This window comes from Bacillus sp. TH50 (genome assembly GCF_016650565.1).
Classification (GTDB): Bacteria; Bacillota; Bacilli; order Bacillales; family Bacillaceae_G; genus Bacillus_A; species Bacillus_A mycoides.
This window is the reverse complement of the sequence record NZ_JAEKFM010000007.1, coordinates 1,134,252-1,152,770: the sequence shown is the minus strand read 5'-3', so window position 1 is coordinate 1,152,770 and position 18,519 is coordinate 1,134,252. Positions and strand designations below refer to the sequence as shown.

Genomic DNA, 18,519 nt, shown 5'->3' with positions numbered 1-18,519 from the left:
GGACATTCTACAAGTAAGATATTCATTGTTGAGTATTAATATTATTAATACAACAATGAGAGTTTTGTTAAGTTTTTGTAAACTTTTCGATAAAATGTTTTAAAAAACGACAGTTTTTTGTTAGAATTGATTAGCCAATATATTTTACATATATTACTTTTGTGGGGGTAACAATAATGGTCTTTAAATCAAAAAAAGATAAATTTTCTGAAATGCTTATGAACGTTTCCGAAAATTTAAAAGAAGGCGCGCAGTTTTTCGTGGAGTATAAAATTAAAAATGCTAGCGATTTAAAAGAGTTTTCTATGCGCATGAAAGAGTATGAGTCAAAAGGTGACTCATTCATTCACGAAATCATTATGGAGCTAAACAAAGCGTTTATTACTCCTATTGAACGTGAAGACATCCTACAACTTGCAATGAGTATGGATGATGTATTAGACGGATTAGATCACAGTGCTGGTCTATTCGAAATGTATTCTATTACAGAAGCTGATGAATACATGATTAAATTCGTTGAAGCAATTAATCAATGTGCGATTGAGATTGCAAATTCTGTTGAACTACTTTCTAAAAAGAAATTAGTCGATATTCGTACAAATGCGATCAAGATTAAGGATTACGAGTCACAATGTGATGATATTCGCCGTCATGCGATTAAGCACTTATTCTCTCGTGAGAAAGATCCGATTAAGATTATTCAATTTAAAGAGATTTACGAAGAGCTTGAAGAAGTAGCTGATAGCTGTCAAAGCGTTGCAAACGTATTAGAAACAATCATTATGAAGAACGCGTAAGGAGTTTGATCATGGATACACTCTTGATACTGACCGTTTTAGTAGTCATTTGCGCTTTAGCTTTTGACTTTATCAATGGATTTCACGATACAGCAAACGCTATTGCAACGGCTGTTTCAACGAAAGCTCTAAAGCCTAGACATGCAATTGTTATGGCAGCTATTATGAACTTTTTAGGTGCGATGACATTTACAGGTGTAGCAAAAACGATTACAAAAGATATTGTTGACCCGTTTGCTTTGCAAAATGGTTCTCTTGTAATTTTAGCTGCTTTGCTTGCGGCAATAGTCTGGAATTTGATCACTTGGTACTATGGCATTCCAAGTAGTTCTTCGCATGCAATCATTGGCGCAATCGCTGGTGCAGCAATTGCTGCTGCTGGTATTAGCGCATTAAACTATAAAGGGTTTATAAAAATTCTTGAAGCTTTAATCATTTCACCGATCATCGCTTTTGTTATTGGTTACATCGTATATAGTATTTTTAAAGTGGTATTTAAAAACTTTAACTTAACGAAAACGAACAAGAACTTCCGTATATTCCAGATTTTCACCGCTGCATTGCAAGCTTATACGCACGGTACAAATGATGCACAAAAAGCAATGGGAATCATTACGATGGCTCTTATGGCCAATAACTATCATACTTCTGGCGATATCCCTTTCTGGGTACAATTATCTTGTGCAATCGCAATGGGTCTTGGTACTTCTGTCGGTGGTTGGAAAATTATTAAAACTGTCGGTGGACAAATTATGAAAATTCGTCCTGTAAATGGTGTAGCTGCCGATTTATCATCATCACTTGTTATTTTCGGCGCAACATTTATTCACTTACCGGTTAGTACGACGCACGTTATCTCTTCTTCTATTTTAGGAGTTGGTGCTTCACATCGCGTGAAAGGTGTAAAATGGGGAACTGCAAAACGCATGTTAATTACATGGGTTATTACACTTCCTATTTCAGCTTCTTTAGCTGCATTATTTTACTACTTATTACACTTAATCTTTTAATCAAAAGTCGTCTTCCTTATTTTTCTAGGAAGACGACTTTTTTGTGAACAAGCCTATTTCTTATTAAAAAGCGTGTATAATGATTGATGGATAAGTTATATAGAGGAGTTGGCAATTTTGGAATACATCATGTTACTTTTCATCGGATTAATCGCCGGGACAGTCGGGAGCCTAGTCGGACTTGGAGGCGGAATTATTATCGTTCCGTTATTAATTGGATTACACAGTTTATCACCACAACTCGCAGTAGGAACTTCTATGGTAACAGTCGTTTTTACAGGGCTGGCTTCTACCCTTACTTATATGAAACATAAACGGGTAGATTATAAAAGTGGACTTATTTTATTTATCGGGAGTGGCCCTGGTGGTATTATCGGATCATGGGCAAACAAATTTTTAAACCAAGATACATTTTCTTTATACTTTGGGATTTTTCTTATATTCGTCTCCATTCTTCTTATACTACGAGACAAATTGAAACCTCTTTCCCTATCAAATATGACTGTAATTAAGCGATCTTTTACAGATAACGAAGGAAATACTGTAGACTATCAATTCCCACCATTTCTCGCTATCTTTATTGCCTTTATAGTTGGATTTATATCCGGATTATTTGGAATTGGTGGTGGTGCCTTACTTGTGCCAGTGATGATGCTCCTTTTTGCGTTCCCAGCACACATTGCTGTAGCAACTTCAATGTTTATCGTATTTCTCTCAGCAATTGTAAGTTCTTTAACTCACATCTCTCTAGGAAATGTCAGCTGGGCTTATGCATTAATTCTTATTCCTGGTGCATGGATTGGCGGAAAAATCGGGGCTTATATTAACACAAAATTAAGCGGTAATGCAGTAATTAATTTATTACGTATCACATTAATTATTCTTGGAACTAGATTAATCATTACTTCATTTTTATAACGCGTTCTTTCTAGAATGCGTTTTTTCTTATACACATGAATATAAAAAGGCTCCTAGGAGAACAAATAAAACTAAACAAACACTTAATAGCATAAAATTTGAAATATGTAATTTCTTCAAGTTGATCACTCCTATAGCTATGACTGTTATCTTTATGATAGCGAAAAAACAGTTATCTTACAGTTACAAAGCGCTAACAATGCAAAATCATTTATTACAAATTTTATCCTTATATTTCATTTCTTTGTATAATCTATCGATTCAATAAAAAAAGATGTCATATTGACATCTTTTTAGTGAAGAAGTGACCATCCCATAAAGTCTTCATGTACCTGGCACGCCCTCTTATCGCTTCGATCATATAATTCAGCATAACTATCTGTTTCTTCATCATAAGCCATCGTATAAATAATTTGGCCGTCTATTTCAACGGATAAAACGACTCCACCTTTCATCTCTTCTACATGAATGATAGCATTCGCCGGAATTCTCATATCCGTCATCTTCATCGCATCTAACAATATACTAAACCCCCTACAGCGTATTCATTGCTAGTACTATTACACACTAAATAGTATACTACTGTAATAGCATACATTTCGTCAATGAAATTGCTGTTTAAAAAGCATATTGTCTTTATACATATACGCTAAAATATAAGAAATAGAAATGTTTTAATGGGGGGCTAACATTGATTCTACATAAGGGAGATGTATTATTCCGTCAAGGTGAGGACGGTCCATTATATTTTATAAAAACAGGTTTATTAAAAGTTATTCGGTTAGAAGAAGACGGAACACCATTTTTATTTAATATTATCGTTCCTGGTGAAACGATACCTCACCATTCTTTAATTTCACCGAAGGAATATCACGGTACAGCTATTGCTTTAATGAAAACAGAAGTGGAGCCTATAATTAGCAATGAATGGTACGACAAACTTCAGGCAAATCCTGCATCATATGAAAATATCGCTATACAATTACAATCGAAGTTAAGAATGATGCAACAGCGTATCGATCAATTGACAACTGTCTCTCCTAAAGAGCGCCTTCATCGTTTACAAGAGTGGTTCACCTTATATTTAGGTGACATCCCTATTTATGAAATATTAACACAAACTGAAATTGGTCAGCTCATAGGTGTACGCCGCGAAACAGTTAATCGCTTATTAAGAGAACAAGCAAAAAACGAGGTAAAATAATACCTCGTTTTTTGCTTGGCAACATTAATCTATTGTAAGCTTGCTGCGGGACCGAAAAATTCATAATGAATGTTCTCTTGTTTAACACCCAAATCAATTAATGCAGCATTTATATGCTTCATAAATGGTACTGGACCGCAAAAATAAAATTCTGCTTCAGTTGTTGGAATAATAGTTTGTAACCATTCACGTTCAATGAATCCTTCTTGATCAAAATTCTTCATTTCCACATCTTGCTCTGTCGGTGAAGAATAGCAAGTATATGCTTTAACTTGTTCATACTCTTTTTCTACTGTCTCAACATGCTCTTTCATCGCATGTGTATTACTATTTATCGCCGCATGAACAAAGCATACATTACGCTTTGATTCTTGTTCAATTAACGTATTTAACATACTCATCATCGGTGTAATACCTACTCCACCACTAATTAGTACAACAGGTAATGTTGACTCCATATTTAATACGAAATCTCCCGCTGGTGCACTTACTGGTAAGACATCCCCTTCCCCTACATGATCATGTAAGTAATTAGATACTTTACCATCTGGTGTATCTACACCTTTTTCTTTCTTTACACTAATACGATAATATTCTTTTCCTGGAGCATCAGACAAGCTATATTGACGATTATGTGTATATGTCTCACCTTTAATATTTATTTGAATCGTTACATATTGTCCTGGGATGAATGAAGAAACTTTCCCGCCATCTTCAGGTTTTAAATAAAATGATGTAACAACGTCGCTTTCCTTCACTTTTTTAACAATCACAAAGTTGCGGAAATCTTTCCATCCACCTTCTTTATGTGCAGCTTCTTCATACATACCCGCTTCAATGCTAATGAATGCATCAGCAATGACGCCATACGCTTCTCCCCATGCATTTAAAACTTCATCAGGTGCGCCTGCAACCTCTTTAATCGCTCGTAGTAAGCATGTACCTACTATTGGATAATGCTCTGCTTTAATACCTAAACTTCTATGCTTATGACCAATTTGTTTTACAACTGGAATAATAGCTTCTAAATTATCAATGTACATTGCAGCTGCATAAACAGCATTTGCTAATGCTTGTTGTTGTCTTCCTTTTTTCTGGTTCGTATGGTTGAAAATATTCAATAACTCCGGATGTTCCGAAAATAAAATTTGATAAAATCTCGTTGTAATCTCAACGCCTTTTTCTTGTAATAACGGTACTGTTGACTTTACGATTTCAATTGTTTTTGCACTTAACATTGTATCCCACTCCTCTATTTCCTTAACTGTTTTTAGTTTAACTGAATTGTATAATTCATATTGTGATTTTAATCACTATTAACATGGTGTTTTTGTGAAAAATATATGAACAATGCACATATTAAGTAAATTTTAATTAGCCCTCATTAATTATGCTCAAAAAAAGCTAACTAGAATTCTAGCTAGCCTACTACTTCGTTTGTATTGCTTGTTCAATTACTTGTATATGCTGCCCATCTCCAAACTCGGTATACCCCCATACATTCGTCTCACCTTTATATTTATTTACAAGTATATCCAAGTCATGATATACGCGATGAGCATAGATTACATACTCCATATTCTGAAGCTCCACACCTTTTTTTACAATTTCATAACTTCTATTCACATCGCGTTTTATTTTTTCATTTTTTATTTCTTTATGTATATTTTTTAAAGAAGCTTCTTGCTCTTGAAACCATTGTTTAAAATGTTTCCAATCCCCATCTGTATATTTCTCTGCCTTGCCATAATTCAAGAAATCATTATAACTTTCATGTGTCGTACGAACAAAATCGAGTGTCTTCTTCTTCTCTTGCACCTCTTCTATTTGTGCTACTGTATTTACTCCAGCAGACTTATTCGCATAATATAATAGTACTTTCATAAGACTATAGCTCGCTATTGCCATCACAGTAATAGTTACCAATACACTTAACAATTTCTTCATATACAGAACCCCTTTTCTACTATGAATATTACAATATACTGTTACACTTGTAACATTCTCTCGTAGAAATGTAATTCCTGTTTAAATCCTCCTTTTCATTTCGACACTATTTTTCTACAAACTTCTCCTTGGTAAATGCTCTTGTAAAACAACATAACCTTCATAAGCTGTATAACCGAGTATAGCCATTAATCCGATATAACAAGCAAATACTGTCCATTTCGTTTTCGTATCGACTTTATAATAATTTTCTTGTTGTTCCTTTTCTGTTTCCCATTCATTTAATTTTCTTTCTGACATTTCAAATGCTTCTCTTATATGAATTGTATGCATTTCTTTTTCATCTTCATATGGGACATAATTAAGTGGCTCAAATTTTGGTAAAAGGTACTCTAGCACTTCAATCTTTTGAAGTTCTCCTGTTTTTAATTCTTTTTCACGTTCTCTTTGTCTTAATACATTCATTTCATGGTGAATCATATAAATCGTTCGATGCACCGCACCAGTTTCTTTTAATTCCTCTTCAAGCCTAGCAACATATTCTTTCATTCCATCGATTTTATATCCTAATTCCTTAATCGGCTCATCTCTCTTTATTACTCTATATAGTTCCATACAGCCGATAATAAAAATAAATCCTCCTAAAATACTCTTGAAGTAAATAGAATAGCCGAGTAGTAAAACTAGCCCTGCTCCCCAAATTTTCGTGCTTACAACTGAAATTATTCGTCCACCATCTAATGGAGAAACTGGAATTAAGTTAAAGAAATTAATCATACTTCCAAGTAAAATAATAAGCGCCCAAAACGGCTCTTTCGTGATTATATACAGTGGGATCGCGGGTAAAAATGAAAGCAATCCGAAAAGAGGTCCCATATATGCAATGTAAGCTTCATCTTTTGCATTTTTCGGCATCTCTTTCATCCCAATAAGAGCTCCCATAAATGGTATGAAGATTGCTGGCGATGTTGGTATCCCTTTCTTTCTCGCTGCCCATAAATGCCCCATCTCATGTACAAACAATAAATATACGAGTGCTACCCCAAACTTCCAACCATATATGACTGCGTATGCACCAAGCGATAAAAACATACTAAATACTGTTGAAAATTTTGCTAACTTAAAAATTGCAAATATCCATTTTAACTTAGATAGTAAAAATAACCCTATTGCAACGATAACTCCCCATAATCCTTTTTTATTATTTTTCATATTCCTCTCCTTTATCTCGCTTTATTGAGCCATATACACTCATCAAAACTTATTCTTTTTCTCTATTATGACATATTTTTTTCTATTGTTAGAAATAATGTTTATTCCATCCATTTTTAGCCAAAAATAAAAATAAAAGGAGGTAAATACAAATGAAATTACAATCTCTTATGATAGGCGCTCTATCGTTTTTAGCTTCAACTCTTATTTTTTATACCGTCAGCTACGTATTATTATTAGATTGGTTGCCAAATCACTTATTTATAGCCCTTATTATTCTTTCTGCTCTTATGATTTCCTTTCTAATTACACGAAAATCAATGAATGAGCCATCTGCAAAAGCAAAATAATAGAGGGGATCTTTCCCCTCTATTATCATTTCCTAGGAAAGGCCATATAGACTTTATGATTCTTACTGCCCGCTATTTACGGACAGTAAGAATCCCACCTCAAAATTCGGCTGGAGCAAAGAATTTAGGTAGGAGTCGTGCTAATAATCAGCGGGGGATGCCCCCCCTGATTAAAATTTCACTTTATCTTTGTAAATTCATTTTTTCACCATACTCTTTAACAATTTGAATAATGTTTTGAAATGCTCCTACTTTTTCTTTCTTACTATTTAATATTTGTAAATCGTGATTATCATAATAGGTTTCTAGTGATTTTAATTGTGATTCTGAAGCATCTTTTATCGGAACAGTAACATTCAACTCATACTGTTTATACCCTTCCTTTACTTTTTCAGCTGAAATTATTTCACTCTCTTTTGCGCCAATTAATTTTTGGACCTTTTCCGGGAAAATTAATTGCAAATAATATTCTTGTTCCTTTGCTAACTTATTATATAGTGATTGTGAAATCGTATAACGTACTGTATAATTCATTTTTTGATCACCAGCTTTAATATGAAACGCAGTAATCTGCATGTCTTTTTTTGTTACTTCCGTTAAAGTGCCTACCTGCATCTCATCTTCTTTTTGTTCTGGAATCTTTGGAAAGATAGCCAAAAGCTTTTCCGTATCTTTTTCGTTAAGCATATACATATCTTTCTTATATTGAATCCATCCTCGGCGATCTTCTCCTCTTAACCATGCATAATATGTTTCTTTTTTTCCATCACTACTAATTTGTATTTCATATTCCGGTTCACCAAAACTACCCGTTACTTCTTGTTTTTCCGCTTTGTTTATAATATCCACCACCAACTCCGCATCCATTTTCTTTAAATTTTTTTCTTCTTTACCTTTTTGCATAACAGTTACTTGTAATGGTTCTCTCATTTCATTCACTGTCTCCTCTACTTGTTTCGGTTCTTTCTTTTGCTCGGATTGACCACACGACGCGAGTAAAATAACACATAAAAATATTAAATATTTCCCTTTCAAATCGATTCTCCTTTTCCAATAAGAAATTCTTATAATCCTCATGCATAAAACAAAAACGTTACATTATATAGAATGAGCTATACTATAAACTGAAGGGAGGATTTTACAATGTCCATTAATTTTCATGATGCAAATAATAAGTATACGTATGCAAATCGTAACGCACATATTTCATGGCAGGAAACAATAAACAATATTGTAGATGTGCAAAATAAACAAGTAATTGATATAGGTTGTGGTGGCGGCATTTACACGAAAGAACTTGCTCTTATGGGAGCCAAAAGTGTTGTTGGGCTTGATTTTTCAAAAGAAATATTACAAGCTGCAAAAGAAAATTGTAACGACTTCCCAAACATTTCATTCATTCACGGTGATGCACATAATATCTCATTCCCTAATGAAACATTCGACCTTGTCATTTCTCGTGCAGTCATTCATCATTTGCATGATATTCCCACATTTATACGAGAGGCTTCTCGCATATTAAAAAAAGACGGTATACTTATTTTACAAGACCGGACCATTGAAGATTGTATAATCCCAGGAAGTCCTGAACACCTTCGTGGATATTTTTTCTCTGTCTTTCCAAAACTCATTGAAACAGAAGCGAAAAGAAGACCAAAAACCACTACTATTCAGCAAGAATTACAACAATATTCTCTTCAAGCGTTCCCCATACAAACACAATGGGAAGTACGAAAAGTACATGATTCTGTAGAGGCTTTGCTACAAGATTTATCTCCTCGAACAGGCCGATCCATTCTATATGAACTAACAGATAATGAACTTTCTCAACTTCTACATCATATCCAAACGGCATTACAAAACGTCTCTCCTATCATCGAAAGAGATCGTTGGACAATTTGGAGCGCAAAAAAATTGTAAGGAAGGAAGCCTCACAAAGTAATGTGAGGCTTCCTTCTTTCATAATCTAATTTTGCAACACTCTTGATATCCTCCACTCCTGGCCTGTGCACTTCCACACTTCGGACATACTAAATATCTAGACTGATTTGTCAACAAACTACCTTTTTGAAAGAGTAAAACTTCTGCTTGTTTAAACGAACGCGAATAATATAACCACATAAAACCAATTATAGCAATAATGCCAAATAATACTCCCATCGCAAGCATTTCAGTCACCTCTTTTGGTTTGTTCTTTCCAGCAAGTGGATTGTTGTATTATTCTCTGCAAATTCAAACAATTCCTTCCTTACTCCTATAAATATCGATTTTCTCCATAAACTTTACAATTCTCTATAATGTTTTACAGCATTTTTACAAATAGTATTAACCCTTATATTCTCAGCTATATTTCTACAGGAAAGTGTATTTCCCAAAAAATATGTTGACTTTCTAAAAAAAACGTGTGAAAAATACTGTCAGAATACTTGAATTAAAATTCATTGACGAGAACGAGTACGTTATAGGACTGTTCCCCAGAGAGTTGGCGATTTGCTGAAAGCCAACGTTCAGTGCTTAACCGAAAATCATCTCCGAGAAGTAGAACCGAATGCTAAAGTAAGTTCTTACCGGATGTCCCCCGTTACAAGGAACACGTATCATGTTGTACGTTGCAAAGCCGTATACATATAGATTTATTTCTACATGTATAAATTAGGGTGGTATCGCGGGTAAATATAACTCGTCCCTTTCTTTAGGGACGAGTTTTTTGTGTTCTTACAATGAATTTACAAAAAAGGAGGAAAAACAATGAACACTGTATCAAAAAAACATGTTTTTTTCACAGGCCTTATGCTATTTTCTTTATTTTTTGGGGCAGGAAATTTAATTTTCCCTCCAATGCTTGGACAAAATGCTGGTGAAAACTTTTGGCCAGCAATGATTGGTTTTTTACTAACAGGAGTCGGCTTACCACTACTTACTGTTATCGCTATTTCTCTATCAGGAAATGGAATGCAACAACTTGCAAGTCATGTTCACCCATTATTCGGAATATTCTTTACGGTAGTTGTATACATTGCAATCGGTCCATCTATGGGCATCCCACGTGTTGCTAATGTCGCTTATGAAATGGGGGTTAGTTCTTTCTTACCAGAAACTATTCGCTCTAGCAGCCTAGTGCTATTTTTATACACAGTCATCTTCTTTTCTATCGTATTTTGGCTTAGTTTAAACCCTTCTAAGCTCGTCGATCGTATCGGAAGTGTATTAACACCTATTTTATTACTCTCTATTTTTTTATTATTCGTTAAGAGTGTATTTACACCACTTGGGCAATCTGGACCAGCCATGCAAGAGTATCAAACTTCTCCAATTTTCAAAGGTTTTATGGAAGGATACTTAACGATGGATACCATTTCAGCACTTGCATTTGGGATTATCGTTGTAAATGCAATTCGCTCAAAAGGTGTGAGTGATCGTAAATCAATTGCCATCGCTACAGCAAAAGCAGGACTTATTGCCGCTACTGGTCTCGTACTTGTATATGGTGCACTTGGCTGGCTCGGTACAACTAGTGTCTCTCTCGGATACGCAAAAAATGGAGGACAGCTACTTACCGTTATCGTACAACAATTATTCGGTCCATATGGTCTAATTCTATTATCTCTTATCGTTACACTTGCTTGCTTAACAACATGCGTTGGACTTGTATCTGCGTGCAGTCAATACTTCTCAACATTATTGACAAAATTTTCATACAAAATGTTAGCAAGTGTCATTTGCTTGTTAGGATTATTAGTTGCCAACTTAGGTTTAACAAAAATTATCGCCATCTCTGTTCCTATTTTACTTGTTGTATATCCAGTTGCAATTGTACTCGTGTTATTATCATTACTTCATAAATATTTCGGTGGCTATCGATCTGTTTATGTATGTGCTTTAATCGGAACAGCAGTTGTTAGCGTTTTTGACGGATTAAAACAAGGGAATATTCCTGTTTCATTTATCACATCTTATTTTGAGTTTATTCCATTATATAATGAAGGAATTGGCTGGTTAGTACCAGCATTAGTTGGGGCTATTATCGGTTTTGCTATCGCAAAATTAAGTGGCGCCAAAGCAGTACCATTAACGGATCATTCACCTGAATCGAAAGTATCATAAAAAAACTCCCATTTCGGGAGTTTTTTACATTTGATAAGAAGTATGATTAAAGCTACTTACTTTATAAGCTTTCGTATAGTAATCAATATTCGTATCCACTGTTTCTACTTTTACAACATCATAGCAATCTTCTTGCTTCACTAGAAATAAATAATATTCTTCTGTTGCCTCAATAATTGCAATACGATCTGTTTCAATATCATATTGTTCACAAAGTGCTTGCAACGCATTCACATAGTTACCTAATTTTTTCGTTTCATCCATTCCAAATATCGTTTGAACTAACATACACTCTCTCCCCTTTGTATGTACTGTTAACACCTTAATGATAACGCTTACATAAATAACCGTCAATAAAAAGCTTTGACCATATATAGTCAAAGCTTCCTTCTCATTTCGTCAATTGGTGTCTAAACGCATAAATAACCGCCTGTGTCCGGTCACTTACATTTAGCTTATTTAATATATTACTCACATGTGTCTTTACTGTTTTAAGGGCAATAAACAACTCATCTGCAATCTCTTGATTACTTTTCCCCTCTGCAATTAATAACAAAATTTCAGACTCTCTTTCTGTTAACTCCTCATGCAAAGGTTGTTCTTTCTTCTGACGCATACGAGACATCATTTTGCCAGTAACTTTCGGCTCTAATACCGTTTCCCCATCATAAGTAGCTCTTACAGCATCTGCAATATCACTCGCTCTTGATGTTTTTAATAAATAACTTGTCGCCCCCGCCTCAATAACAGGATATAACTTTTCATCATCTAAAAAGCTCGTGACAACTACAATTTTCGCTTCTGGCCATTCTTGAATAATAGCACGTGTCGCTTCAACCCCATCCATCTCATCCATAACAAGGTCCATTAAAATAATATCCGGTCTTAATTGCAAAGCTAACTCTGAACCTTTTCTTCCATTTTCAGCTTCTCCAACTACTTCAATATCTGGCTGCGTTGATAAATATGCTGATACACCCATTCGAACCATTTCATGATCATCAACTAGTAATACTTTTATCATGATTCTCCCCCTCTCTCAATCATAATAGGTACTTTCACTTCTATTTGCGTACCTTTATTCGGAAAACTAAGAACTTTTAATGTACCACCAATTTCATGAACTCGCTCTTGCATTGACCTTAAACCGTATGAACCAGCCTTATTAACACCAACTTTAAACCCAACACCGTCATCAATAATTTTCAAAATCGCATATTGATCAATTTTCCGAAGGCGTACTTCGGTTTTCTTTGCCTTCGCATGCCGTAAAGTATTAGACAGCGCCTCTTGTACAATACGGAATAAATGATCCTCTACACCTTTTTTTAATTGAATCGGTTCAATTAACCATTCAATTTTCATATGTTGCTTTCTAGACAGTTCTGTTAATAATTCTTCTATACCCTCTGTTAGTTTCTTACCTTCTAACTGCACTGGGCGTAAATGAAGGAGCAATGCTCTCATTTCTGATTGTGCATTTACAACCATATTCTCAACAAGCTGCAACTGTTTTTTCGTCGTGTCTGGAATTTCAGCTGCTTGCTCATTAATGGCTGACATCATCATCGACATTGCAAAAAGCTGCTGACTTACAGAATCATGTAGCTCTCTCGCTAATCGATGCCTTTCTTGAGAAATCGCTTCTTGTCTCATCTCTTCATTCCAATGGGCTCGTTCATTCGTTACTTTTTGAAATAGCCCAGCTTGCTCCTCTAAGCGACGAGCAAGACCAATTACTTTTCGTTCCACTTCATGAAATTCATCGTCCGCAGTAAATGAAACATCACTCGGAAAATTCCCTCGCTCTACTTCAAATAGAAAAGTATTTAATCCTTGTATACGCTGTTCTATATAATAACCGATTGCATATCCTACAATTCCTCCGATAAGAAGACTCGTACTCATAATAAACAAGCCAATTGGAACAGAAGCAATGGATTCTTTCCAGAGTAAATCATAAACTTGTTGCTCGCTTTTCCATACATATACAATTGTACAAATAAGTGCGATACTAACAGAGGACAACATAGAATAACGAATATACATCCACGAAATATTCCTTTGTTTTTTCATTATACTTTCCTCACTTCCGTATCGCCTACGACAAGCGAAGAAATAATTTTAATACGACGAGGGGCTTCTTTATACTGTTCTGTTCTAAACGTAACATTACGGTTAAATCCAGTTTCTTCGTGTCCTGGCAGGAGCACTCGCCCAACAATAACAGAATGATTTAAAGACAATTCAATATCATATGGTACATATAAGCGAATATTACCAATAACGCCCCTAATCACAATAACCGTTTCTCCCTCTGGAATCATAGCAGTTGTTAAATCAATCTCGACGTCACAAGCACCATATTGGACGTTAATATCCTCTATTTCATAAATATGATCCATCATTCGTACATTACCTACAAACATATTTTTTATATACGGTTCTGTACGATATATTTGTTTTTCTTCATTTATATATCCCTTTTCTTTAATTTCAACTTTCATTGCTTTTTGCCGATGTCCTTGTTGAATAAGTTGATAACCAATTAAAGCTAAACAAGCAAACACAACAAGTACGAATGCCGCTGATGAAAATAAGAAGAATAAGAAGACAATACCACCGACAAATAAAAATACATTCCCTCTTACATAACGGTTCTTCTTTCGATAATGTCTTCCAAACATAATCATAATAAATGCAAATATTAGACCACCTGGTTCAAAATGTCCAAGTATCATATCAAGAAAAAGACCGAATCCAAATATGATGAGGAGCATCCCCATAAATTGTGTTTTTGAAAATTGCTTCTTCATTTCAGCTCCCCCCTCCTTGTCACATATACATAGAAGAAAAGGCATTGCTTTCCAACACCTTTTCTCCTATCACTATATCATAAGCCTGTTTTATTATATACTACAATTATTTTGTTACTTCTTTCGTTAACGATACTTCATTTTTCTCTTTCATTTCACTCTCTAGTTTTGCAATTTTCATATCAAATGTATCACGCTCATGCTCTTCATTTATACGAAGCTCTATGTCACGAATGTGATCTTCAATTTCTTCGAATCGTAAGAACGGATTATTTTCATCCATTTTATGCATAGCAGTATTCATACGGCGGTTTGCATGCGCCATATTTTCGCGTGCCATTAATTCCATACGCTTTGCGTTCATTTCTTTTAATTTATTTTTCATTTCTGAAAGACGACGCTCTAACTCATCAATTTGCTCTACAACACCAGCATACATTTCTTCTAAGCGAGTTACTTGCCCTTCATAATACGCTACTTCTTCTAATGCACGTTCATGCAATTGCAATTCGCCTGCTTCTTGTGCCATGATAGCTTGCTTTGATCTTTTATTAACGAAATAACGTGCTTGCTCAAGCTCACGAGCGAAGTTAGATTTTAATGTTTTATGACGCTGAATTAACTTCTCAATTTTTGTTATTTCACGCTCACTATCGCGTAAATATTGGTTTAACATAGCAATTGGATTTTTTCTTTCTTTCTCATCTAACACATTATGAAAATCAGCTAAAATTGCATCGCGTACACGTCCGAATAAAGATTGTTTCATTATAATCTTCCTCTCTTCTACTTTATAATTTGATTTATTTTACATTAGTTTTTCATTAACTTGTTCCACTCATCTTCAAAGTTGCTATATGGTTTAGCACTTTCTGGAGCAGAATCAACAACTACATTTTTTCCTTTTTTCCACTCACGGTATCCGTAGTATAAAACTACTAATGCTGCGATACCGATTAATGCTGGGGAATGAGAAAGTGCAATGGACAAACCGATTAAACCAACAATACCCCAAGCTAACTTTCCAAAGAATGATTTAGCTCGCACAAATGATTTATAGCTCCAGTACACAACTCCTGCTCCAATGGCGAATCCTACAATACCAGCAAGACTACCAAGAGCAATTAAAGCCAAAATACCGGCTGCGATAAACGCTAGAAATTGTTTCATCTTGTGCTTGCCTCCCTTCGATTTGATACTCTTATCTTAACTATTTTTTCATTTTTTCATAACGAGCTTAAGAACCGTTTTTAACTCAGACTTAAGACTGAGTTAAATTCAGCCTTTTGCAAAACGAACATGTATGCGATGCGTATAGATACAGAAAAATTCTTATTCAATAACGGATGAAAATCTCAACTTGCGCGTCCAAAAAATTAGCAATACATACAAACGTTTATTAAATTACATTAAATATATTATTAAGAAAATTATGTTAAAATAAATCAGAAGGCTACATTTAAATTAAAGGGGATATATCATGAATTTACACATTACGAAAGAAATCAATACCGCCGCTAAAAACTATATAAACAATCAGCTTTATGAATATAATTTAAAGCACTTTCCATCTGATTTAAGAGACAGATACTTAGAGATTCATTTATTTCTTAAAGATGAAAATGGTAAAATATGCGGGGGAATATTAGGTGAAGTCTGTTGGAATTGGTTAGAGATTCACTCTTTTATCATCGATGAAGATATACGTGCATTAGGGTATGGAACTAAACTGTTATTAGAAGTAGAAAAAATCGCTTTAGAAAGAAATTGTGATTTTATAAAAGTTGACACTTTAAGCTTTCAAGCATTAGATTTCTATAAAAAATATGGTTATAAAGAGTATGGTATCCTCGATAATGTAGGAAGAGATTATAAACACTACTATTTGAAAAAGGATTTATAAATAATAAAAAACGCTCAGAGAATGTTCTCCGAACGTTTTCAACTGCTAATAATAAATGTCTCTTTATGTTATGCAGTTTTATGATACTCTTTTTTTTCCGCCACTTTAGAAAATCTCGGGAAACCAATTAATATAGAAATGATTCCACATACTCCAACTAAAATTGGATAAAATGCATATGGTAACAATTCGACCGGAGATAACGCAGCAAATCCTGCCGCTGTTAACATTTGAGCACCATATGGGATTAACCCCTGTACACAGCAAGAGAAAAGATCCAGTACACTCGCTGATTTACGGGGATCAATTTCATACTGATCCGCAATATTTTTCGCAAGCGGACCTGTAAAAATGATAGAGATTGTATTGTTTGCTGTACACACATTCGTCATACTCACTAAGCCAGCAATACCAAACTCCGCTCCTTTTTTCGAACGAATATTACGTGTTAAAAGATTCATTAAATATTGAATGCCACCATTATACTGGATAAGTTCAACCATACCACCGATTAAAATGGCAAGTAACACTAACTCCATCATACCGCCCATTCCAGTCGTTACACTTTTAAAGAAACTCTCTAACGTATAACTTCCATCTATAAGGCCGATAGCACCTGATAATATTGTTCCACCAGTTAACACAATAAGTACATTCCAGCCAAGTAGTGCTGTAATAAGTACTCCTGCATACGGTAAAATCTTTATCCAGTCAAAACTATGGGCTTTAACTTGTGTATCACTTCCTAAAGTAATTATTACTAATAGTACAATTGTAATAATAGCGGCTGGTAATACAATTAAAAAGTTCGTTTTAAACTTATCTTTCATTTCTGTTCCTTGTGAACGAACAGCAGCAATTGTTGTATCTGAAATAAATGATAAATTATCACCAAACATCGCTCCGCCCACAACAGTAGCCATCGTAAGCGCAATTGAGATATCAGTTTGCCCACTAATACCTACAGCAATCGGTGCTAATGCAGCAATTGTTCCCATTGAAGTTCCCATCGCTAATGAAATAAATGCCCCTATAACAAAAATTCCAGCAACGATAAATCCTGGTGGCAAAATGGATAACGCTAAGTTAACAGTGGAATCAACTCCGCCCATTCCTTTTGCTGTTTCAGAAAACGCCCCTGCAAGTACAAAAATTAATACCATAATCATAATATCAGGGTTTCCTGCACCTTTAGCAAATCGTTCTACTTTCACATTAAAGCTTTCCTTACGATTCATCACTAAAGCAATTCCTACAGCAATTGAAATTGCTACAAGTATCGGCAATTTATAGAAATCACCTGTAATAATTCCAGAACCAATAAATAGCGCCAAAAATATTCCAAGTGGTAATAACGCTACACCATTTCCTCTCGTTTCTTTCAAAGTATCATCTCTCCCTAGTTTTCAACCTTTTCTAATGAACAACAAAAGACCTCTTCCAATGAGAAGAGGTCTTATACATCTATAAGAAACACTCTTCTCATCTTTCAAGCACATGCTTGCTGGATTTGGCACAGCACTCTGAAATCGAGTCCGCTGCCGAGGCATCGTAGGGCCAGTCCCTCCGCCTCTCTTTATAAGAAGGTTTCATATTTATTTTTTAATAATAATTTCTTTCCTAACTTTACTCGCTTACAAAACAAAAGTCAATTATTTTTTGTATAGATTTTTTTGGTAATTATACAAAAATATGAATAAACCAATCATTTTAACTTTTCGATTTCTTTATCCAATATTGAGATCCAATAAAATTTTCTATTTTTTATCGTCGCGATAATCCATTTTGTTGTATTCCATGCTAACTCATATTCTTCTTTTGTAACATCACCAATTTTATAGGCATCCTCTAACTCGTCTTCATCCAGTACATAGATCTCACCGTTCGGTAACAATACTACATCTAAATATAAATCATCAAAATAAGGTAAACCACGCTCGTCTATTTTATATTCTTTCGTCACGTCGATATAATATTGTACTAATTGTTTTTGATTGTCTAACATAGCTGTAATTGCAAAGTTTTTTCCGTTTATAAAATATTGCATCCATGTATACCCATCACCTGCAATGCAAAGATTTTTACCATTGTATTCTTTATGACTAGGTTCTCTCACTTTTTTTATGTCCAGTATCCCTAACATTCCATCCTCTACTTGCTTAACCCTATAATCCTTCTCTATTAGTCGCTTCCACGAAGAACCGTCACCATATTTACGTTTCATTACGTCCGCTCCTCTTCTATATATAGAAAAGCCC

The 18,519-nt window shown here is 34.7% G+C and carries 22 protein-coding genes, 1 riboswitch and 1 other annotated feature; of the genes, 8 read left to right on the top strand and 14 right to left on the bottom strand.

Annotated features, from left to right (window positions below; translation table 11 throughout):
- Window positions 1-176 precede the first annotated feature (176 nt).
- The 3 genes from JFU23_RS23035 to JFU23_RS23025 all read left to right on the top strand — a co-directional run bounded on the left by JFU23_RS23035 (window position 177) and on the right by JFU23_RS23025 (window position 2,725).
- On the top strand, window positions 177-797 hold the full coding sequence (locus JFU23_RS23035; RefSeq protein ID WP_000231445.1) for a DUF47 domain-containing protein: 621 nt from the start codon (window positions 177-179) through the stop codon (window positions 795-797).
- An 11-nt stretch (window positions 798-808) separates the two neighbouring features.
- Window positions 809-1,807 carry an inorganic phosphate transporter gene (locus JFU23_RS23030; RefSeq protein ID WP_002030715.1) on the top strand — a complete coding sequence of 333 codons (999 nt, stop codon included), beginning with the start codon at window positions 809-811 and terminating at the stop codon, window positions 1,805-1,807.
- A gap of 117 nt (window positions 1,808-1,924) precedes the next feature.
- Window positions 1,925-2,725, top strand: a complete 801-nt coding sequence (locus tag JFU23_RS23025) for a sulfite exporter TauE/SafE family protein (RefSeq protein WP_201032779.1) — start codon at window positions 1,925-1,927, stop codon at window positions 2,723-2,725.
- 293 nt (window positions 2,726-3,018) lie between these two features.
- Here JFU23_RS23025 and JFU23_RS23020 read toward each other — a convergent pair whose 3' ends face one another.
- Window positions 3,019-3,246: a hypothetical protein gene (locus tag JFU23_RS23020; protein WP_201032778.1), complete on the bottom strand. Its 228-nt coding sequence runs from the start codon at window positions 3,244-3,246 to the stop codon at window positions 3,019-3,021.
- 170 nt (window positions 3,247-3,416) lie between these two features.
- On the opposite strand from JFU23_RS23020, the gene JFU23_RS23015 reads away from it, so the two are divergent.
- On the top strand, window positions 3,417-3,929 hold the full coding sequence (locus tag JFU23_RS23015) for a Crp/Fnr family transcriptional regulator (protein WP_002149445.1): 513 nt from the start codon (window positions 3,417-3,419) through the stop codon (window positions 3,927-3,929).
- A gap of 29 nt (window positions 3,930-3,958) precedes the next feature.
- Here JFU23_RS23015 and hmpA read toward each other — a convergent pair whose 3' ends face one another.
- The 3 genes from hmpA to JFU23_RS23000 form a co-directional block, all read right to left on the bottom strand.
- Window positions 3,959-5,167, bottom strand: a complete 1,209-nt coding sequence (gene hmpA, locus JFU23_RS23010; RefSeq protein ID WP_002193219.1) for an NO-inducible flavohemoprotein — start codon at window positions 5,165-5,167, stop codon at window positions 3,959-3,961.
- A gap of 190 nt (window positions 5,168-5,357) precedes the next feature.
- Window positions 5,358-5,876, bottom strand: a complete 519-nt coding sequence (locus JFU23_RS23005; protein ID WP_201032777.1) for a hypothetical protein — start codon at window positions 5,874-5,876, stop codon at window positions 5,358-5,360.
- 114 nt (window positions 5,877-5,990) lie between these two features.
- A complete protein-coding gene (locus tag JFU23_RS23000; protein WP_201032776.1) occupies window positions 5,991-7,088 on the bottom strand; it encodes a site-2 protease family protein in 1,098 nt (365 codons plus the stop codon).
- Window positions 7,089-7,240: 152 nt separating this feature from the next.
- Here JFU23_RS23000 and JFU23_RS22995 point away from each other — a divergent pair, with 152 nt between their 5' ends.
- Window positions 7,241-7,438, top strand: a complete 198-nt coding sequence (locus JFU23_RS22995) for a hypothetical protein (protein WP_000776287.1) — start codon at window positions 7,241-7,243, stop codon at window positions 7,436-7,438.
- A 183-nt stretch (window positions 7,439-7,621) separates the two neighbouring features.
- Here the strand turns inward: JFU23_RS22995 and JFU23_RS22990 are convergent, their stop codons facing one another.
- Window positions 7,622-8,473 carry a YhfM domain-containing protein gene (locus JFU23_RS22990; protein ID WP_201032775.1) on the bottom strand — a complete coding sequence of 284 codons (852 nt, stop codon included), beginning with the start codon at window positions 8,471-8,473 and terminating at the stop codon, window positions 7,622-7,624.
- 108 nt (window positions 8,474-8,581) lie between these two features.
- Here JFU23_RS22990 and JFU23_RS22985 point away from each other — a divergent pair, with 108 nt between their 5' ends.
- Complete coding sequence (locus tag JFU23_RS22985) at window positions 8,582-9,358, top strand: class I SAM-dependent methyltransferase (protein WP_201032774.1); 777 nt, start codon at window positions 8,582-8,584, stop codon at window positions 9,356-9,358.
- Between the two features lie 39 nt (window positions 9,359-9,397).
- Here JFU23_RS22985 and JFU23_RS22980 read toward each other — a convergent pair whose 3' ends face one another.
- A complete protein-coding gene (locus JFU23_RS22980; RefSeq protein WP_000880630.1) occupies window positions 9,398-9,607 on the bottom strand; it encodes a hypothetical protein in 210 nt (69 codons plus the stop codon).
- A gap of 263 nt (window positions 9,608-9,870) precedes the next feature.
- Window positions 9,871-10,129: a binding site (T-box leader), on the top strand.
- A 57-nt stretch (window positions 10,130-10,186) separates the two neighbouring features.
- Here JFU23_RS22980 and brnQ3 point away from each other — a divergent pair.
- Entirely contained in the window at window positions 10,187-11,542 is a 1,356-nt protein-coding gene (gene brnQ3, locus JFU23_RS22975) for a branched-chain amino acid transport system II carrier protein BrnQ3 (protein WP_002140993.1), read from the top strand.
- Between the two features lie 24 nt (window positions 11,543-11,566).
- On the opposite strand, the gene JFU23_RS22970 is transcribed toward brnQ3, so the two are convergent.
- From JFU23_RS22970 to JFU23_RS22945, 6 genes are all read right to left on the bottom strand, one after another.
- Complete coding sequence (locus tag JFU23_RS22970) at window positions 11,567-11,923, bottom strand: DUF3992 domain-containing protein (protein ID WP_002126339.1); 357 nt, start codon at window positions 11,921-11,923, stop codon at window positions 11,567-11,569.
- Between the two features lie 10 nt (window positions 11,924-11,933).
- Window positions 11,934-12,566: a response regulator gene (locus JFU23_RS22965; protein WP_000598709.1), complete on the bottom strand. Its 633-nt coding sequence runs from the start codon at window positions 12,564-12,566 to the stop codon at window positions 11,934-11,936.
- Window positions 12,563-13,618, bottom strand: a complete 1,056-nt coding sequence (locus tag JFU23_RS22960) for a sensor histidine kinase (RefSeq protein ID WP_002011673.1) — start codon at window positions 13,616-13,618, stop codon at window positions 12,563-12,565. The genes JFU23_RS22965 and JFU23_RS22960 overlap by 4 nt, the downstream gene beginning before the upstream one ends.
- On the bottom strand, window positions 13,618-14,358 hold the full coding sequence (gene liaF / locus JFU23_RS22955; protein ID WP_002126337.1) for a cell wall-active antibiotics response protein LiaF: 741 nt from the start codon (window positions 14,356-14,358) through the stop codon (window positions 13,618-13,620). The genes JFU23_RS22960 and liaF overlap by 1 nt, the downstream gene beginning before the upstream one ends.
- A 106-nt stretch (window positions 14,359-14,464) precedes the next feature.
- Complete coding sequence (locus JFU23_RS22950) at window positions 14,465-15,127, bottom strand: PspA/IM30 family protein (RefSeq protein WP_201032773.1); 663 nt, start codon at window positions 15,125-15,127, stop codon at window positions 14,465-14,467.
- A 44-nt stretch (window positions 15,128-15,171) separates the two neighbouring features.
- Complete coding sequence (locus JFU23_RS22945; protein ID WP_002011676.1) at window positions 15,172-15,528, bottom strand: lmo0954 family membrane protein; 357 nt, start codon at window positions 15,526-15,528, stop codon at window positions 15,172-15,174.
- Window positions 15,529-15,838: 310 nt separating this feature from the next.
- On the opposite strand from JFU23_RS22945, the gene JFU23_RS22940 reads away from it, so the two are divergent.
- Window positions 15,839-16,261, top strand: a complete 423-nt coding sequence (locus JFU23_RS22940) for a GNAT family N-acetyltransferase (protein WP_002011677.1) — start codon at window positions 15,839-15,841, stop codon at window positions 16,259-16,261.
- Window positions 16,262-16,329: 68 nt separating this feature from the next.
- Here the strand turns inward: JFU23_RS22940 and JFU23_RS22935 are convergent, their stop codons facing one another.
- Together JFU23_RS22935 and JFU23_RS22930 are read right to left on the bottom strand one after the other, a co-directional pair.
- Entirely contained in the window at window positions 16,330-17,646 is a 1,317-nt protein-coding gene (locus JFU23_RS22935; RefSeq protein WP_201032772.1) for a Na+/H+ antiporter NhaC family protein, read from the bottom strand.
- A 94-nt stretch (window positions 17,647-17,740) separates the two neighbouring features.
- A riboswitch (SAM riboswitch) is annotated at window positions 17,741-17,846 on the bottom strand.
- Window positions 17,847-17,966: 120 nt separating this feature from the next.
- Window positions 17,967-18,485, bottom strand: coding sequence for a ribonuclease FAU-1 family protein (locus JFU23_RS22930; protein WP_201032771.1), 519 nt, complete (start codon window positions 18,483-18,485; stop codon window positions 17,967-17,969).
- Window positions 18,486-18,519 lie beyond the last annotated feature (34 nt).

Bases quoted from the DNA above. Each gene is read 5' to 3' on its own strand.
- JFU23_RS23035 (WP_000231445.1), top strand. From the start codon at position 177: ATGGTCTTTAAATCAAAAAAAGATAAATTTTCTGAAATGCTTATGAAC.
- JFU23_RS23030 (WP_002030715.1), top strand. From the start codon at position 809: ATGGATACACTCTTGATACTGACCGTTTTAGTAGTCATTTGCGCTTTA.
- hmpA (WP_002193219.1), bottom strand. From the start codon at position 5,167: ATGTTAAGTGCAAAAACAATTGAAATCGTAAAGTCAACAGTACCGTTA.
- JFU23_RS23005 (WP_201032777.1), bottom strand. From the start codon at position 5,876: ATGAAGAAATTGTTAAGTGTATTGGTAACTATTACTGTGATGGCAATA.
- JFU23_RS23000 (WP_201032776.1), bottom strand. From the start codon at position 7,088: ATGAAAAATAATAAAAAAGGATTATGGGGAGTTATCGTTGCAATAGGG.
- JFU23_RS22995 (WP_000776287.1), top strand. From the start codon at position 7,241: ATGAAATTACAATCTCTTATGATAGGCGCTCTATCGTTTTTAGCTTCA.
- JFU23_RS22985 (WP_201032774.1), top strand. From the start codon at position 8,582: ATGTCCATTAATTTTCATGATGCAAATAATAAGTATACGTATGCAAAT.
- JFU23_RS22980 (WP_000880630.1), bottom strand. From the start codon at position 9,607: ATGCTTGCGATGGGAGTATTATTTGGCATTATTGCTATAATTGGTTTT.
- brnQ3 (WP_002140993.1), top strand. From the start codon at position 10,187: ATGAACACTGTATCAAAAAAACATGTTTTTTTCACAGGCCTTATGCTA.
- JFU23_RS22965 (WP_000598709.1), bottom strand. From the start codon at position 12,566: ATGATAAAAGTATTACTAGTTGATGATCATGAAATGGTTCGAATGGGT.
- JFU23_RS22960 (WP_002011673.1), bottom strand. From the start codon at position 13,618: ATGAAAAAACAAAGGAATATTTCGTGGATGTATATTCGTTATTCTATG.
- liaF (WP_002126337.1), bottom strand. From the start codon at position 14,358: ATGAAGAAGCAATTTTCAAAAACACAATTTATGGGGATGCTCCTCATC.
- JFU23_RS22950 (WP_201032773.1), bottom strand. From the start codon at position 15,127: ATGAAACAATCTTTATTCGGACGTGTACGCGATGCAATTTTAGCTGAT.
- JFU23_RS22945 (WP_002011676.1), bottom strand. From the start codon at position 15,528: ATGAAACAATTTCTAGCGTTTATCGCAGCCGGTATTTTGGCTTTAATT.
- JFU23_RS22940 (WP_002011677.1), top strand. From the start codon at position 15,839: ATGAATTTACACATTACGAAAGAAATCAATACCGCCGCTAAAAACTAT.
- JFU23_RS22930 (WP_201032771.1), bottom strand. From the start codon at position 18,485: ATGAAACGTAAATATGGTGACGGTTCTTCGTGGAAGCGACTAATAGAG.